Here is a 16,854-nt window from a genome sequence, read left to right on the forward strand (position 1 = left end):
TCCGATTGATCTATAAAAAATTGATTTGAAAAATATATTTTCTAAGAAGTATTTATATTATTTAAAGATTATTTCTTTAATCACGCTTCAATTTTCTTTTCAAAGTGCCTTCGGTCAGTTTATTCCGGCGGGTACACCTTTGGTTGAGGAATTCATCAGAAGAAATCAAATAATTTCAGATAATACCAAATCATCTTTCTTACTCCGACCAATTTTACTCGATCAAATTGATTCTTCCAGCAATTTGGTAAGTTTCGAAAATTCGAAAAACGGAGTTGAAAATTTTATTCTTCCATTTCAAAGTATAACTACTTTTAATTCAGATAGACCTTATGGTAGGAGTGATTTTGGAATGATTCCCAATGTTGGTTTACAACAATACATAAGTGGTGGGATTTTTGTCAAATGGAAGTTTTTGAATTTTCAATTTCAGCCAGAAATTGTAATAGCCCAAAACCGGGCATATAAAGGTTTTTCAGATGATTTCGAACAACCTATATTAGTAGATAGATTTCATTATTGGAATTATGATGATAGCCCTGAAAGATTTGGGAAAAACGAGTTTTTTGAGATTTGGTTAGGACAATCAAACTTTGCAATTAATCATGGTGCATTTGAATTGGGGATTTCTTCCAGAAATATTTGGTGGGGACCCGGTCAATGGAATTCCTTGACTTTTTCTAATAATGCCAAATCATTCCCTCATTTCTCCCTTAATACCACTAAACCCGCGAAAACATTTTTGGGAAATTTCGAAGGACAGGTTGTGGTTGGTAAACTCAAAAACTCAGGATTAGGACCTTCTCAAAACCAAAGTTTAAATGACCAATATTTTGATCAATTTACCGGGGACTGGAGGTATTTGAATGGTATAACAGTTTCGTATAATCCTAAATGGATTCCTGGTTTATTCTTTGGAATTTCAAGAACATTTCAGCAATTTAACAAAAATAGAGGAAACACATTTGATGATTTTTTTCCCATCTTTCAGGTATTTCAAAAGGAAAAATTTATTAACAGCTCCAACCCTACCCAAATTGATGAAGAAGCAAGAGATCAACAGGCAACCATATTTGGAAGGTTTTACAATGTAAATGCTAAATTTGAGATTTATTTTGAATATGGTAGGAGGGACCATGCTTTCAATTGGAGGGAGTTTTTAATAAATCCGGAACATGCCCGGGCTTATTTAATTGGATTTAAAAAGTTAGTAGCACTCAGAAAGAATAATAAATTTTTACAATTACGCGGTGAAATCACGCATCAGCAAGAATCAGTAAATAGATACATAAGATACCTTGGATTAGGAGGAGATGCTTCTTGGCATACACATTATCAAGTCCGCGGTTTTGTAAACCATGGACAGCCATTAGGGGTCGGAATAGGTACAGGTTCAAATATCCAGACCTTAGAATTTGCCATTGTTGAAAATTTCAATAAACTCGGGGTTATTTTTGAAAGATTAGAAAACCACCAGGATTTTTATTACAGAGCATTTGGCCAACAAAATGAACATCAGCCATGGATAGATTTAAGTATTGGGTTTTTATTTGATAAAAGATGGGAAAACCTACTATTTAGTTCAAGGCTTCAAGTAATTAATGGAAAAAATTATCAATGGCAACTAGATGAAAAAAGTACTCCTGAATTCCCAAAAGGAGAAAATTTGTTATCTCTACATTCCCAAATCAGTTTGGTTTATTTTTTTAATAAACAAAATTAAATGATCAATATTACTGTAGTTACAGGAGCCCGTCCTAACTTTATGAAAATTGCGCCTATTCTAAAAGCCATCCAGGACAAAAAGGAGACAGGGACAGCAATAAATTTTAGACTAGTTCATACCGGTCAACATTATGATAAGAAAATGTCGGGTAATTTTTTTGAACAGTTGAATATTCCTGAACCTGATATCAATCTGGAGGCGGGAGGAGGAAGTCAGGCCGAACAAACTGCAGCCATTATGGTGGCTTTTGAGAAAGAATTGATAGCCAATAGGCCCGATTTAGTTATAGTTGTCGGAGATGTAACTTCAACTTTAGCCTGTTCTATTGTGGCCAAGAAATTGGTAATCGATGTGGCGCATGTGGAGGGCGGGATTCGGTCCGGAGATATGAGTATGCCGGAAGAAGTCAATAGGATTGTTACAGATAGTATTACTGACCATTTTTTTACAACTTCAGAGATAGCTAACAAACATCTGTTGTCAGTTGGAGTGCCTGAGAATAGGATTCATTTCGTGGGGAATACAATGATTGATACATTACTTTCCAATCAAGATAGATTTGTAAGTCCTAGAGGGGAAATGTTCGATGACCTTATTGAGAGGAGTTACTTTGTGATGACCATGCACCGGCCTGCCAATGTAGATGGAGAGCATCAGCTTAAAGCCTTGATAGATGCTATTATGATTGGAACAGGTGATTTTCCCGTAATATTTCCGGTTCATCCTAGGACTGCAAAAAATCTCGAAAAAATAGGAATTAATCATCCAAGACTAAGGATGGTTGAACCTCTTTCTTATCTGGAATTTAATTTCCTAGTCAAAAATGCAAAAGGCGTGATCACTGATTCAGGCGGCATTACAGAGGAGGCTTCTGTGATGAACATTCCCTGTATCACAATGAGAAACAATACGGAACGACCTGAAACAGTTACTTTAGGTACAAATGAGTTAATTGGGACTGAGCCATCTAATCTAAAAGAACCATTGGAGAGACTATTTAAGGGAGAATGGAAATCTTATAAGGGAATACCTCTATGGGATGGAAAATCAGCTCAAAGAATTGTTGATAAAATTATTGAGATTTACAGCTGATATATGATTTCCAATTACTAGAACTCAAATCTATGAAAGGTATAATCCTTGCCGGAGGTTCTGGAACCCGGCTTTATCCCATTACTAAGGGAACTTCCAAACAACTGCTTGCGATCTATGACAAGCCTATGATTTACTATCCAATGTCTGTGCTGATGTTGGCTGGGATAAGGGAGATTTTAATCATAAGTACGCCTCATGATCTTCCTAATTTTAAAAAATTGTTTGGCGATGGATCGGATTTGGGAATACAACTTTCATACGCAGAACAACCTTCACCTGATGGTTTGGCCCAAGCCTTCATCATTGGGGAGAGATTTATTGGAAATGATTCGGTTTGTCTGGTTTTGGGTGATAATATTTTTTATGGTCATGGATTCACCAAGTTACTCAAAAGCTCAGTAGTAACAGTTGAAAAAGAAAACAAAGCAACTGTTTTTGGATATTATGTCCAGGACCCTCAAAGATATGGTGTTGTTGAATTTACTGAGAAAGGGGATGCTGTAAGTATTGAGGAAAAGCCTGATGTTCCAAAAAGTAATTATGCAGTAGTTGGTCTTTATTTTTATCCAAATTCAGTCATTGAAATTGCTAAAAAGATAAAACCAAGCCAAAGAGGGGAGTTGGAAATTACTACTGTAAACCAAGAATATTTGAAAAAAGGAGAACTTAAAGTAGAGTTGATGGGTAGGGGATTTGCTTGGTTGGATACAGGAACTCATGAGTCCATGCTTGAAGCTTCAAATTTTATCCATACTATTGAGAAGCGCCAAGGTCTTAAAGTCGCTTGTTTGGAAGAGATCGCTTATGATATGGGATTTATTGGAATAGAAAAATTGAAAAAGTTGGCTCAAAATTTGAGGAAAAATGAATACGGTGAGTATCTGCTGAGAAAGGCTGGCCTAAATTAATTTGGTATCTTATTAGTAATTAATTGATAAATATTCATCAGTTTTAATAGTAAAAAGTTGAATATTAGTTGTTTATAGTTAAATTTGCAAAAAATAATTTTTATGATAATTTTTCTAGCAGTTAGTACAGCGTTTATGGTTGGTTTTTTACTGACTCCAATAGTGATTCTTCTTTTAAAAAAAATGGAGCTTGTCGACAGCCCTGGGGGTAGAAAAATCCATAATGGTTTTATTCCCTCGATGGGAGGTATAGCATTTGTATTAGCTAGTTTTGTCTCGGTTTTGGCTTGGCTTGATTCCCAATTAATCATGGAAATCAGGTTTTTGCTAGCTGCATTTGGCTTGATGTTTTTTGTAGGGCTTAGAGATGACATGGTCAATATGAGTGCATTTCAAAAATTGGCTGGTCAGTTTATATCTGCATACCTTGTTGTTGTGATGGCTGATATTAGGTTGACAAGTCTTTATGGATTTTTTGGAATTTATGAAATCCCTCTTTGGATAAGTTATGGTATCTCATTTTTTACAATTCTAGTTTTAACAAATTCCTTCAATCTTATTGATGGCTTAGATGGCTTGGCGGGTTCTATAAGTCTGGTAACTTTTATGTTTCTTGGATGGTGGTTTTTGGAAGCAGATCTTACTAGTTATTCTGTATTTTCATTTATTCTAGTGGGCTCGGTACTATCTTTCCTGGTATATAATTGGCATCCTGCCAAAATATTTATGGGGGACACAGGTTCTTTAAGTCTTGGGTTTGCTTTAGCAGTTTTGACCATCCTATTTATAGATAAAAATGGTACAATGGCAAATTATGAAGGATGGAAATTTAATGCTCCTATAGCTTCAGGTATAGCTTTGTTGATTATACCTATTTATGATACATCTAGGATTTTTATTAAAAGAACATTAAAGGGGAAATCTCCGATGGCTCCTGATAAAAGTCACGTGCATCATTTTCTTTTGAGGATGGGGATGAGGCATGATCAAGTTACTTTAACTCTTGTAGCTGTTAAAATTGGTTTTTTTTCCTTGATATTTTTGGGATCTAACCTTAATGACTATGTTATGTTGCCTATTGTTATTTTACTGGCAGTGGTCCTTGGGTTAAAAATGGATTCCATGACATTGAAAAGAGTCCGAAAAATAAATAAAAACACTCCGCCTATACTTTCTAAAAGACTGAAACGGAAAACACACCAAAGACCCAATATTCAGGGTGATGTTTTAGAAAAAGTAAAAATCAGCGATAATTAAAATTTAATGGTTATTTATTGAAAAGCTCCGAAGTCAAAATCTTCGGAGCTTTTTTTGTTTTCAACTGTTAAAGTTTTATTTATTTTATTGTCCATTTTTGTTTTTTTGATTAACCAAACTTTCCGATAGTTTTGTCTTTGGTTTCACTCTATTTTATCATGTTAAAATCTATCCCACTTTCTACTCCGGTTTTTAATGGAAATGAAAATAATTTTTCTATTGAGGCTTTAGATTCAAATCAAATTTCAACCGCAGGGAAATTCATAAATGAGTTTGAGGAAGAAATAAAAAAAAGAATTGGAGGCTTTGAAGTTGCCGTTACCAATTCCGGAACATCCGCCATCCATCTTGCTTTACGATTACTTGGTGTTGGTTCAGGTGATGAGGTTTTATGTCAATCTTTCACTTTTTGTGCGTCAGCCATTCCGATCCAATATTTGGGAGCCAAACCGATTTTCGTTGACAGTGAGTCGACTACTTGGAATATTTGTCCTGAAATATTGGAAGAATCAATCTTGGAAAGAATTAAAAAAGGGAAAAAGCCAAAGGCAATTGTCGTTGTTGACCTTTTTGGAATGCCTGCAAAATTTAAAGAAATCAATGTAATTGCTGCAAAATATGGAATTCCTATTGTGGAAGATGCTGCGGAAGCTTTGGGATCTGCTATAGATGGGAAAGCAAGCGGAACTTTTGGGGAATTTGGGATCTATTCTTTTAATGGAAATAAGATTATCACCACCGGTTCAGGAGGTGCATTGGTTTCCACGGATTCAAATGCAATAGAAAAAGCCAAATATTTGTCCGTCCAAGCCCGTGAAAATTATAAATATTACTTGCATAAAGAAATTGGTTATAATTACCGTATGAATAATATGGCTGCAGCCATTGGCCTTGCACAGATTCAAAATTTGGATAGAAAGATTTCTTTTAGAAGAAATATATTTGAAAATTACAAAAGGTTGCTTCTTGATATTCCGGGTATTTCTACAATTCATGAGCCCGATGGATTCTATTCAAATAGGTGGCTTTCGACGTTTTTGATAAACAAACTTGAGACTGGAATTTCCATTGAGGACCTCAGACTTGCACTAATAAAGGAAAATATTGAATCGCGTTACCTTTGGAATCCATTGCATCTTCAACCTGTATTCAAAGATGTTCCATTTTATGGAGGCGGAAGCTCAGAAAAACTTTTTGGAGAAGGAATTTGCCTTCCAAGCAGTGAAAATCTTACAATGACAGATCAGGAAAGAATTGTTGAAATAATTGTTAAAACTCTTTCAAAAAGGTGATTTAATGTATTCTGTATTCTTCAAAAGACCAATAGATTTATTTTTAAGCTGTTTATTAATTATTCTCCTTTTTCCTATAATGGTAATTGTAGGGTTGCTTTTGGCTATTCACAATAAAGGAAATCCATTTTTTATCCAAAAGAGGCCTGGGAAACATGGAAAGTTATTCAGGCTGATTAAATTCAAGACTATGGTATTTGCGGTAAATAGCCATGGAGAATTACTTTCTGATAGGGAAAGATTAAAAGGATTGGGTAAAATTATTCGAAAATCCTCACTTGATGAACTTCCTCAGTTATGGAATGTCCTAGTAGGAGATATGAGTTTGATTGGCCCCAGACCTTTATTAGAAGAATACTTACCACTGTATAACGCTGAGCAGTCACGAAGGCACTTAGTTCGTCCAGGAATTACAGGATTAGCACAAGTAAATGGTAGGAATTCAATTTCTTGGGAGAAAAAATTTGAATTCGATGTTTTCTATGTAAATAACCTTTCTTTAAAGTTAGATATAGAGATTTTAATTTTGACTTTAATGAAGTTTTTTAGACCTGAAGGGATAAACCAAAAAGGACATACAACTATGCCAAAGTTTAAAGGTAGCAGATAGAATTTTGGTTGTCGATTTCAACCAACTTTTAAATAATATCTAAAAAAAAATGTTTTAAGGGCTATCATATTTAGAATTATTTTCAGAAAACAAGAACCTTACAAACGCATTATTGAAGGCCGTATTTTTAATGAAATGTTCTTTTTTCCTGATTTTTTTAATGTTAAAAGTAAGGTTAAGTTAGTTTTAAAGTAGTTCAAACTTCAAAAAATGAAAGCTGTATAATGAAAATTGTATGTTTTTTAAAATGCTGAAAATACCTTGGCGAAAAGTATATTTATGTAAAATTCAATGATATATTTGACATCAGTATTCTATTACTTAATTGAGTAAAAATTGAATAATATACATTATAATCACCCCAACCAATGAACTTTTTAAAAGACTTAAGGATACTCCCAAGATGGGCCATAGTTTCTCTGGATTTGGTTATTCTATTTCAATCAACCTTTTTCGCATATTTAGTAAGGTTCAATTTTGACCTTGAACTTGTTGAGAAAAGTAATGCGGTAACAGGGAGTTTTGTTTTTTCAGGGTTATTATTTGGGGTAATGCTTATCACTAAAAGCTATAAAGGAATTGTAAGACATACCGGACTAAAAGATAGTGTCAATATTTTCAAAACAGTAATTATAGGTTTTTTCATTGTGCTTGCGGTCAATTTTGGTTTTGAAAAAATAATATCAAGCTCTTATGTTATTCCTAATTCCATATTAATAATTGCTTCACTCACTGCACTTTTTCTGTTGATTTTGTATCGTTTCCTTGTCAAGGAATTATTTATTTATCTCAAAAGTGGATTTATTTCTAATGAGGTTAGGGTAGGGGTTATTTTTGGAGCTAGTGAGGCTGGTATTACAGCCCTTGACGTAATCAAAAGGGACAATAAATCAAACCTGCATATTGCCGCTTTTTTAGATGATGATCCCAAAAAAGAGGGTAAAATAATCGGCGGTAAAAGGATTTTCAAAGGGCTTTTTAATCTTAAGAATTTGGTTGAAACCCAAAATGTAACTGAGCTGATTATTGCTGTCAAAGATTTATCCGTTCATAGAAAAAAAGAAATAATTGATGAATGTTACAAATACAACATTCATGTGTCCATCGTTCCTCCTCTAAATCAATGGATCAATAGAGGTCTAAATACTGAGGCTATCCGGGATCTCAGGATTGAGGATTTGCTTGGAAGAGATCAGATTTCATTGGAAAATCAAAAAATAAAGGAAGAACTTGTCAATAAGGTTGTTTTGGTAACCGGGGCAGCAGGCTCTATTGGAAGCGAGCTTTGTCGACAGATAATGTATTATAATCCCAGATTGTTAATCCTATTAGATTTTTCCGAATCAGCCTTATATGACCTTGACATTGAATTTAGAGAATCAGGTATGGTTACTCCTCATATATCAGTTTTAGCGGATATAAGGGATTTAAATACCATGAAGGAGGTGTTTAGAAAGTATAGCCCTGAAATTGTATTTCATGCCGCAGCCTACAAGCATGTACCAATGATTGAAAATTATCCTGAACAGGCTATCAAAAGCAATATTCTTGGAACAAAAATCTTAGCTGACTTATCGGTTTTGCACCATGTAGAAAAATTTGTTTTGGTAAGTACCGATAAGGCTGTAAATCCTACCAATGTCATGGGCGCTACAAAAAGAGCAGCGGAAATGTATGTTCAATCCCTGAATATGTATTTACAAAACCACCATGTTAACAATTATACTAAATTTATTACCACTCGATTTGGAAATGTCTTAGGTTCAAACGGATCTGTCGTCCCACTTTTCAAAAAGCAAATTCAAAAAGGTGGCCCAATCACTGTTACACATCCCGATGTGACGAGGTATTTTATGACTATTCCTGAGGCTTGTCAGCTGGTGCTTGAAGCCGGGTGCATGGGAAATGGTGGAGAGATATATGTTTTTGATATGGGAGAGCCTATAAAAATCGTTGATTTGGCTATCAATATGATCAGACTAACAGGCAAAAAAGAAGGTTCAGATATCAAAATTATTTTTACAGGTTTGAGGGAAGGAGAAAAACTTTTCGAAGAGCTATTGAATGATACTGAGGTGATTAAATTTACCCATCACCCAAAAATAAAAATCGCACAAGTTGCACCCGTACATTTTTTCAAAATTGAAGGTCAAATTGAAATGTTTGAATCCCTCATCGGTAAAAATTCAGAAAATGAAATTGTATTTCATTTGAAATCAATGATACCGGAATACAAGAGCAACTCTTCTAGATTTGAGGTTTTAGACAGGTTGAATTGATAGGGAGGATAAAGATCAACCTCTTTTACTTATTTTATTATGCGTTATTGGGCGTTGAAGATTGCATTTGAATCTTTCTGATTCTACCCCAAACTTTTTTTGATGTTTTGTTTTTCGCCCACTTACTCTTGTTCTCCAAAGCTTAAAGGATGAAAGTTTCAATTCTTTTCTCATCAATTTGATTACATCTTCTTCAGCAATTCCAAATTGATTTTTTATCGCTTCGAAAGGCGTACGATCCTCCCAAGCCATTTCGATTATTCGGTCTTTATCAATTGAATCCATAACATTCTTTAAGGTCCAAACAAAGTCTAGAATCTAATGTTTTTAAGATGATGGAAAAAATCAATATTGTTTGGTTTAAAAGAGATATAAGGACAAAAGATCATTTACCTTTAAAATTAGCTTTAGAAAGTGGATTACCTGTTTTTATGGTTTATTTTTTTGAACCTAGTTTGGTTAATTCGCCTCAGTATGACTTGAGGCATTGGAGATTTGTTTACCAAAGCATTCAGAGTTTTAATCAATCCATAAAGGCTATCAATTCTGAAATTTTTGTCCATCATGGTGAAGCAATTGATTTCTTTGAAAGAATACTGGCCCTTGTAAAGGTTGAAACAATCTTTTCACATATTGAAACCGGTATCTCAATTTCCTATGAAAGAGACAAAATTGTAAGCCGGTTTTTTAAAAAAAATGATATCAAGTGGAAAGAATTTCCTCAAAATGGTGCCATAAGAGGAATTAAAGATAGGGCTAATTGGGCAGAAAACTGGGTAAAATTCATGAACTCCCCTCTAGAAGATCCTGATTTTTCCAAAGGCTTTTTTTTTGATTTTAATTTCCTAAATGAAATTAAAGAAAGGGATCTTCCCAAAGATTGGAAAGTCCGTCATCCAAATATGCAGGAGGGAGGGGAGTCAATCGGGAGAAGGTATATGGAATCGTTTTTTCGGGGAAGGGTATTGAATTATAGCAAGAATATCAGCAAACCTGATGAAAGTAGAAAGTCATGTAGCCGATTATCCCCATACATAGCTTGGGGAAATTTGTCGATAAGGCAAGTCTACCAGGAAGCTGAAAAATATAAATCTGAAAATCCTTCAAAAAGTAATGTTAAAAATTTCCAATCAAGACTTCAATGGCATTGCCATTTCATTCAAAAGTTTGAAATGGAATGTAGAATAGAATTTGAAAACCTAAATAAGGGTTTTGATAAATTTGAAAAACAAAAAAATAAATCCAAACTCATTGCTTGGAAAGAAGGGAAAACAGGATTTCCTTTGGTTGATGCATGTATGCGTTGCCTGAAAGAGACTGGATATTTGAATTTCCGAATGAGGGCCATGTTGGTTTCATTTTTAACACATCATTTACTAATGGATTGGCGAGAGGGTGCAAATCATTTGGCAAGATATTTTTTGGATTTTGAGCCGGGCATTCATTATCCCCAGCTTCAGATGCAGGCTGGGGTTACAGGTATCAATACGGTCAGGATTTATAATCCTATCAAACAATCCCTTGACCATGATCCAAACGCAAATTTTATAAAAAAATGGGTTCCTGAACTTTCTAAATTGCCAGCCGGTCAAGTCCATGAACCTTGGAAAATAACAAAACTAGAACAAGTGATTTTTGGCTTTGAATTAGGGGTTGATTATCCTTTACCTATTGTTGATCCGGAAATCTCGGGAAGAATTGCCCGTGTTCAGTTGTGGCAAGCACAACGGGATGATGAAGTGATTAAGTATTCTAAAATGATTTTGAAAAAACATACGCTAGCTTCAAGAAAAATGTAAGGCAAAAAAAAGCCCCTCTGATAATTTCAAAGGGGCTTTTCAAAATGTTTCAAACGATATTAATCAGCCAAATACTTTTCTACCGGCACATAATCCATATTGAATGCTTCAGCAACAGCCTTATAAACGATGTCTCCGTTGATGACATTCAATCCTGGGATTAGATCATTATTTTGTTGAGCAGCCTTTTTCCATCCTTTGTCGGCCAATTGAATAGCGTATGGTAGAGTAGCGTTAGTTAATGCCAAGGTAGAAGTATATGGGACAGCACCCGGCATATTGGCTACGCAATAATGAACAACATCATCAATGATGTAAGTTGGATTTTCGTGAGTAGTCGGTTTGCAAGTTTCAATGCAACCACCCTGATCTACTGCCACATCTACTAAGACAGTTCCCGGCTTCATTATTTTCAGCATATCTCTCGTGATCAAATGGGGAGCTTTTGCTCCCGGGATCAATACTGCACCGACTATAAGATCTGAATGTTTTACCATTTCCCTGATGTTATACTCATTTGACATCATGGTTTTGACATTTGCAGGCATTACATCAGCAAGGTACCTCATTCGAGCAAGTGAAACGTCCATAATGGTCACATCAGCACCTAATCCGGCGGCCATCCATGCAGCTTGGGTTCCCACAATACCACCACCAAGAATCAATACTTTTGCAGGTAAAACTCCTGGTACTCCACCTAATAGAATTCCTCTTCCCTTCAAAGGCTTTTCAAGGTAATTTGCGCCTTTTTGTATTGCCATTCTTCCTGCTACTTCTGACATCGGAATCAATAGGGGAAGGCTTTTGTCTGTTTTTTCAACAGTTTCATAAGCTAGACATACAGCTTTGCTCTCAACCATAGCTTTTGTCAACGGTTCATAAGAAGCAAAGTGGAAATAAGTAAACAGTAATTGTTTTTCTTTGATCAGTTTATATTCGGGTTCAATCGGTTCTTTCACTTTTATGATCATATCTGCTATCGCATATACCTCTTCGATTGTAGGTAAAATGGTCGCTCCGGCAGATACATATTCTTCATCACTAAACCCGCTTCCTATTCCGGCAGTATGCTGTACAAAGACCTGATGGCCTCTTTTTACCAACTCCTTGGCTCCGGCAGGGGTCAATGCCACCCTGTTTTCATTGTTTTTAATTTCTTTTGGGGTACCGATTATCATATTGTTAAAATTTGGGTTCTCTAATTAGAAGCCCAAAGATAATATGTGGCTATTATTAAAAACCATTATCCATTCAATTATTTTGAATGCTGTAAGAAATAGAATAAAAAATAAAATATTATTCTATTATATCTCACTTTTCTTAATAAAATTTCAAAAAAAATATTATTTGGATCAAATATTTTGGAGGTTTTTTTTTAATTGATTTTGCTGATAATTTAATCTGTGGAATTCGGATTTCATAATTTATTTAGATTGCATTTTTTACTAAAAAGAAATTTTATTTTGTAAAACACATATTTAATATCTTTAATCAAAATTTTTTATTGAAATTAATCAAAATTATTCTGTTTTTAAATTTGTAAAAATGTCAATTTTCTTTATTTTTGAAATACTTGTAATTGATTAGTAATTAACCCAACTAGCTTCTAGATTAAAAAAAATGAATGAATTGGTAACATATTCCAAACAGAAAAGCCCTACCGTGTTTGAGAGAGAATCTTTGCTTAAAGAATACCGAATCGCTCAGGAAAGCCGTCAAGCATCCTTGATGGGCAGAAAAGAAGTGTTTATGGGAAAAGCTAAATTTGGAATTTTTGGCGACGGGAAAGAGCTCGCCCAAATTGCGATGGCTAGGCATTTTCAAAAGGGTGATTTTCGGGCTGGTTATTACAGGGATCAAACTTTCATGTTTGCGATTGGTGAATCGACCGTGAAGGAATATTTTGCCCAACTCTATGCGCATACAAATGCCGAATTGGAGCCTGCCTCTGCTGGAAGGCTGATGAATGGGCATTTTGCCACTAGGTCTTTAAATGACAATGGGTCATGGAAGGACTTGACTTCAATGAAAAACTCTTCAGCCGATATTTCTCCTACAGCAGGTCAGATGCCTAAATTGCTTGGTTTGGCATATGCTTCCAAGTTGTTTAGAGAGAATCAGGATTTGAAAGGCCTGAGTCAATTCAGTAATAATGGAAATGAAGTTGCTTGGGGTACGATAGGCAATGCATCCACTTCCGAAGGGATGTTTTTCGAAACTATCAATGCCGCAGGTGTTTTACAGGTTCCTATGGTTGTTTCAATTTGGGATGATGGTTATGGCATATCTGTGCCAAATGAATACCATACCACCAAAGGGAGTATTTCCGAAGTTTTGAGGGGTTTTCAGAGAAATGATGACCAAAAGGGATTTGAGATCTTTGTTGTAAAAGGTTGGGATTATGAAGCTTTGGACAGAGCTTACGAAAACGCGTCTAGAATTGCCCGTGAAGAGCACGTACCTGTTATCATCCATGTGATTGAAATGACCCAACCACAGGGTCACTCTACTTCAGGTTCTCACGAAAGATATAAATCAAAGGAACGCCTTACTTGGGAAAAAGAGAATGATTGTTTGCTCAAATTCAGAGAATATCTCATTAAATCCGGGAAAGTCACTGAAGAAGAGCTAAATGAAATCGATGTTGAGGCTAAAAGCTTTGTAAAAAGCCAAAAGGAAATGGCTTGGAAAGCTTTTGCAGGTGAAATAAAATCAGAATTGGAAGAAGCTTCCAAACTTCTACATGCGTTGTCCAAATCCACAACTGAGTCTGTTCAGGTAGATCAGTTGAATGAAGAATTGACCAAAGCATTGAATCCTATTAGAAAAGACGTCATAAGCACTGTTAGAAGAGCTCTTTGGACTACAAAAAAGGAGAATTCAGATGCTAGGGAAAAATTATTAGCTTGGTATTCTGAGCAACAAAGATTGAATGAAGACCGGTATAACTCTCATTTATACAGCCATTCATCTTGGAAAGCTGAAAATATAGTACCTGTCAAAGCAGAATATCCTGAAGATGCAGTAATGGTTGACGGAAGAGAAATTTTGCAGGCATGTTTTGATCATCTATTAAAAACTGAACCCAAATTTTTTGCATTTGGCGAAGATGTTGGAAAAATTGGAGACGTTAATCAGGCCTTTGCTGGATTACAGGCAAAATATGGTGAAAATAGGGTTACAGATACCGGAATTAGAGAAGTTACTATCATTGGTCAAGGCATAGGAGCAGCGCTGCGAGGTCTAAGACCTATGGCTGAGATCCAATATTTGGATTATATTCATTATGCTTTAATGACCTTGGCGGATGATTTGGCTTGCCTTCAATACAGGACAAAAGGAGGCCAAAAGGCACCTTTAATTGTCAGGACTAGAGGACATAGGTTGGAAGGCGTTTGGCATGCAGGTTCCCCCATCGGAATGCTTTTACATTCTTTGAGAGGGATGCTGATTTGTGTGCCACGAGACATGACGCAAGCTGCAGGGATGTACAATACTTTGATGGAAGCTGATGAGCCGGCCTTGGTTATAGAATGCTTAAACGGATATAGGTTGAAGGAAAAAATGCCTTTAAATATTGGTCAGTTCAAAGTTCCTCTTGGCCAGCCTGAAGTGATAAAATCCGGTAAAGACCTCACGGTAGTCACTTATGGATCAATGTGCAGAATCGTGTTGGAAGCAGCTGAAGAACTTACTCAAATGGGAATTGACATTGAAATAATTGATGTTCAGACTCTGTTGCCTTTTGATGTCGATCACAGGATTGTGGAATCTTTGAAGAAAACCAATAAAATTCTATTTACTGACGAAGATGTGCCGGGTGGCGCTACTGCATTTATGATGCAGCAGGTCATAGAAGATCAAAAAGGATACTATTACCTAGATGTGGAGCCAGGCACATTAGCCGGGAAAGCACACAGACCTGCATATTCTTCTGATGGAGATTATTTTTCCAAACCATCAGTGGATGATGTAGTTGAAAAAGTATATGCAATGATGAATGATTCAAATCCGAATCTGTTTCCCAACATATTTTAACCTTCCACCTAGGGCAAAAAAATGGTCTCCATTATGATATTGGAGACCATTTTTTATGATTTTTCGATTTGAATTTATTCTCTGCGGATTTGATTTAGGGTCACTTCTGGACTCGAAACGATATTACTCCTATTCAGTGATCTGTCTTGAATTTCTACATCTATCCTCAAGGTGTCATTCCTGAAAATAGAATTCCAACCAAAAGAAAGCATTGAATATTGAATGCTTCCCTCCACAGGTAAAGCTTCATTTCCATTGATAATCCTAGGAAAACGACCATTGAATGTGGTGAAAAAAGGAGGGTCTTGCCATCTGAATTCAGTAAAAACTCCATTCCTTTTGATAAAAAACCTCACAAAGATATTGTTATGGTCTTCGTTTTGTTCTACCCAAACGGTATCACGTACCGTCGCATTGTTAACAATTGGATTGATTACCCAATCAATCGGGTTGAAAGATGGAGCTTCAGGAGGCCTTGCACTGTAAACTATGAGATTTCCTGAATTATCTCTTTTGAAAGTTACGGGATTAAATGGAGGGTCTACGTCACTTGGATTTAATCCTAAATCCCCTTCGGCATCCTTAAAATTAATCGATAGAATTAAAGAATCGGCCCCATCAGATGAGGAAAAATTCAAATCTTTGAATGATATTTCAGGAGTAGAAGGGAAATTGTCAGGAGGTGATATACAGGACCCCGATACAAAAAGGATAGATAATAAAATCAGATAGTTTTTTACATTGCTCATGCCGTTGTAAATTTACAAGAAATTCTACGAGGTCAAAATATCTTAACTTTTGAATGACAATTAATAAAACGATCAATTATTTTAAATGTTTTGGCAAGAAAGTTCTGACTCTCGATTCAAATGAATTTGAGGAAATTGCACTTGAATTATACAAATTTCAATTGGAAAACAATGCCATTTATAGGCAATATGTCAAAGCAAGAGGTTTATTGGAAAAGAAGGTAATTGAAGTAAAGGATATACCTTTTTTACCGATCAGTTTTTTTAAAAACCATCAGATAGTTTCTGGATCAATGGATAATTTTGAGGATTTCTTCTCCAGTAGCGGAACAACGGGAGCTATTACCAGCAAACATTATTATTGGTCAGAGGAATTTTATTTGAAACATTCCCTTAATCTATTTGAAGCAGAGTATGGGAATATCAGTGAATATCATGTTTTGGCTTTATTACCATCCTACCTTGAAAGAAAAGGAAGTTCTTTGGTGAGTATGGCGAATTATTTTATTTCCAGGTCGGGATCCGAAAATTCGGGATTCTACCTATACAATTACCAAGAGCTTGGATCTAAATTAGAAAAGCTCGCTGCAAAGAAGGAAAAAGTATTGTTGCTAGGAGTAACTTTTGCATTGATAGATCTTTTGGAGCAGGTGGGTTCAATGCCTAAAAATGAAAACCTGATTGTAATGGAAACAGGGGGGATGAAAGGAAGACGAAAAGAAATGATCAGAGATGAACTACATCATATTTTAAAATCCGGCTTTCGTTTGGATAAAATCCATTCGGAATATGGAATGACAGAACTTATGTCCCAGGCGTATTCCAAAGGAGAGGGAATATACAATTTACCGCCCTGTATCCGCGTTTACATCAGGGATGTCAATGATCCTTTTTCTTGGTCTGACCGTTCTCAAGGTGGTATTAATATCATTGATTTGGCAAACTTTCATTCTTGTGCTTTTATCGAAACGCAGGATTTGGGTAGAAAAATTGCTGAGGAAAAAATAGAAGTTTTGGGTAGATTTGATAACAGTGAAATCCGAGGCTGTAATTTAATACTCAATTAATTTTGTATTCCTTTTATTATTAAACATATTTGGA

Annotated in this window: 13 protein-coding genes and 1 pseudogene; 11 read left to right on the top strand and 3 right to left on the bottom strand. The window is 35.5% G+C overall.

What is annotated here, in order from left to right:
- Positions 1–25 precede the first annotated feature (25 nt).
- The 7 genes from NU887_RS10540 (at position 26) to NU887_RS10570 (ending at position 9,167) form a co-directional block, all read left to right on the top strand.
- A complete protein-coding gene (locus NU887_RS10540; RefSeq protein WP_258423329.1) occupies positions 26–1,723 on the top strand; it encodes a capsule assembly Wzi family protein in 1,698 nt (565 codons plus the stop codon).
- Positions 1,724–2,818, top strand: coding sequence for a non-hydrolyzing UDP-N-acetylglucosamine 2-epimerase (gene wecB, locus NU887_RS10545; RefSeq protein WP_258423330.1), 1,095 nt, complete (start codon positions 1,724–1,726; stop codon positions 2,816–2,818).
- Between the two features lie 32 nt (positions 2,819–2,850).
- The gene (rfbA, locus tag NU887_RS10550; protein ID WP_258423331.1) at positions 2,851–3,729 is read left to right on the top strand and encodes a glucose-1-phosphate thymidylyltransferase RfbA; all 879 of its coding nucleotides are present in this window, start codon (positions 2,851–2,853) and stop codon (positions 3,727–3,729) included.
- Positions 3,730–3,831: 102 nt separating this feature from the next.
- Positions 3,832–4,986: a glycosyltransferase family 4 protein gene (locus NU887_RS10555; protein ID WP_258423332.1), complete on the top strand. Its 1,155-nt coding sequence runs from the start codon at positions 3,832–3,834 to the stop codon at positions 4,984–4,986.
- A gap of 158 nt (positions 4,987–5,144) precedes the next feature.
- Positions 5,145–6,278 carry a DegT/DnrJ/EryC1/StrS family aminotransferase gene (locus NU887_RS10560; protein WP_258423333.1) on the top strand — a complete coding sequence of 378 codons (1,134 nt, stop codon included), beginning with the start codon at positions 5,145–5,147 and terminating at the stop codon, positions 6,276–6,278.
- A 4-nt stretch (positions 6,279–6,282) separates the two neighbouring features.
- Positions 6,283–6,888: a sugar transferase gene (locus NU887_RS10565; RefSeq protein ID WP_258423334.1), complete on the top strand. Its 606-nt coding sequence runs from the start codon at positions 6,283–6,285 to the stop codon at positions 6,886–6,888.
- Positions 6,889–7,256: 368 nt separating this feature from the next.
- The gene (locus NU887_RS10570; RefSeq protein WP_258423335.1) at positions 7,257–9,167 is read left to right on the top strand and encodes a polysaccharide biosynthesis protein; all 1,911 of its coding nucleotides are present in this window, start codon (positions 7,257–7,259) and stop codon (positions 9,165–9,167) included.
- A gap of 15 nt (positions 9,168–9,182) precedes the next feature.
- On the opposite strand, the gene NU887_RS10575 is transcribed toward NU887_RS10570, so the two are convergent.
- A complete protein-coding gene (locus NU887_RS10575; RefSeq protein WP_258423336.1) occupies positions 9,183–9,452 on the bottom strand; it encodes a TIGR03643 family protein in 270 nt (89 codons plus the stop codon).
- Between the two features lie 50 nt (positions 9,453–9,502).
- On the opposite strand from NU887_RS10575, the pseudogene NU887_RS10580 reads away from it, so the two are divergent.
- Positions 9,503–9,883, top strand: a pseudogene (locus NU887_RS10580) (deoxyribodipyrimidine photo-lyase); the annotation flags it as partial.
- Positions 9,884–9,952: 69 nt separating this feature from the next.
- Positions 9,953–10,966, top strand: coding sequence for an FAD-binding domain-containing protein (locus NU887_RS10585; RefSeq protein WP_258423507.1), 1,014 nt, complete (start codon positions 9,953–9,955; stop codon positions 10,964–10,966).
- A 59-nt stretch (positions 10,967–11,025) separates the two neighbouring features.
- Here NU887_RS10585 and ald read toward each other — a convergent pair whose 3' ends face one another.
- Positions 11,026–12,144 carry an alanine dehydrogenase gene (ald, locus tag NU887_RS10590; RefSeq protein ID WP_258423337.1) on the bottom strand — a complete coding sequence of 373 codons (1,119 nt, stop codon included), beginning with the start codon at positions 12,142–12,144 and terminating at the stop codon, positions 11,026–11,028.
- A gap of 442 nt (positions 12,145–12,586) precedes the next feature.
- On the opposite strand from ald, the gene NU887_RS10595 reads away from it, so the two are divergent.
- Positions 12,587–15,004, top strand: coding sequence for an alpha-ketoacid dehydrogenase subunit alpha/beta (locus tag NU887_RS10595; protein ID WP_258423338.1), 2,418 nt, complete (start codon positions 12,587–12,589; stop codon positions 15,002–15,004).
- Positions 15,005–15,078: 74 nt separating this feature from the next.
- On the opposite strand, the gene NU887_RS10600 is transcribed toward NU887_RS10595, so the two are convergent.
- Positions 15,079–15,753, bottom strand: a complete 675-nt coding sequence (locus NU887_RS10600; protein WP_258423339.1) for a hypothetical protein — start codon at positions 15,751–15,753, stop codon at positions 15,079–15,081.
- Positions 15,754–15,806: 53 nt separating this feature from the next.
- Here NU887_RS10600 and NU887_RS10605 point away from each other — a divergent pair, with 53 nt between their 5' ends.
- A complete protein-coding gene (locus tag NU887_RS10605; protein WP_258423340.1) occupies positions 15,807–16,820 on the top strand; it encodes a LuxE/PaaK family acyltransferase in 1,014 nt (337 codons plus the stop codon).
- The last annotated feature ends 34 nt before the right edge of the window (positions 16,821–16,854 follow it).

This window comes from Aquiflexum gelatinilyticum (assembly GCF_024741135.1).
Classification (GTDB): Bacteria; Bacteroidota; Bacteroidia; order Cytophagales; family Cyclobacteriaceae; genus Cognataquiflexum; species Cognataquiflexum gelatinilyticum.

What these genes read in the sequence shown, in the direction of transcription:
- wecB (WP_258423330.1), top strand. Translation starts at nt 1,724, where the DNA reads ATGATCAATATTACTGTAGTTACAGGAGCCCGTCCTAACTTTATGAAA.
- rfbA (WP_258423331.1), top strand. Translation starts at nt 2,851, where the DNA reads ATGAAAGGTATAATCCTTGCCGGAGGTTCTGGAACCCGGCTTTATCCC.
- NU887_RS10555 (WP_258423332.1), top strand. Translation starts at nt 3,832, where the DNA reads ATGATAATTTTTCTAGCAGTTAGTACAGCGTTTATGGTTGGTTTTTTA.
- NU887_RS10560 (WP_258423333.1), top strand. Translation starts at nt 5,145, where the DNA reads ATGTTAAAATCTATCCCACTTTCTACTCCGGTTTTTAATGGAAATGAA.
- NU887_RS10565 (WP_258423334.1), top strand. Translation starts at nt 6,283, where the DNA reads ATGTATTCTGTATTCTTCAAAAGACCAATAGATTTATTTTTAAGCTGT.
- NU887_RS10570 (WP_258423335.1), top strand. Translation starts at nt 7,257, where the DNA reads ATGAACTTTTTAAAAGACTTAAGGATACTCCCAAGATGGGCCATAGTT.
- NU887_RS10575 (WP_258423336.1), bottom strand. Translation starts at nt 9,452, where the DNA reads ATGGATTCAATTGATAAAGACCGAATAATCGAAATGGCTTGGGAGGAT.
- NU887_RS10585 (WP_258423507.1), top strand. Translation starts at nt 9,953, where the DNA reads ATGAACTCCCCTCTAGAAGATCCTGATTTTTCCAAAGGCTTTTTTTTT.
- ald (WP_258423337.1), bottom strand. Translation starts at nt 12,144, where the DNA reads ATGATAATCGGTACCCCAAAAGAAATTAAAAACAATGAAAACAGGGTG.
- NU887_RS10595 (WP_258423338.1), top strand. Translation starts at nt 12,587, where the DNA reads ATGAATGAATTGGTAACATATTCCAAACAGAAAAGCCCTACCGTGTTT.
- NU887_RS10600 (WP_258423339.1), bottom strand. Translation starts at nt 15,753, where the DNA reads ATGAGCAATGTAAAAAACTATCTGATTTTATTATCTATCCTTTTTGTA.
- NU887_RS10605 (WP_258423340.1), top strand. Translation starts at nt 15,807, where the DNA reads ATGACAATTAATAAAACGATCAATTATTTTAAATGTTTTGGCAAGAAA.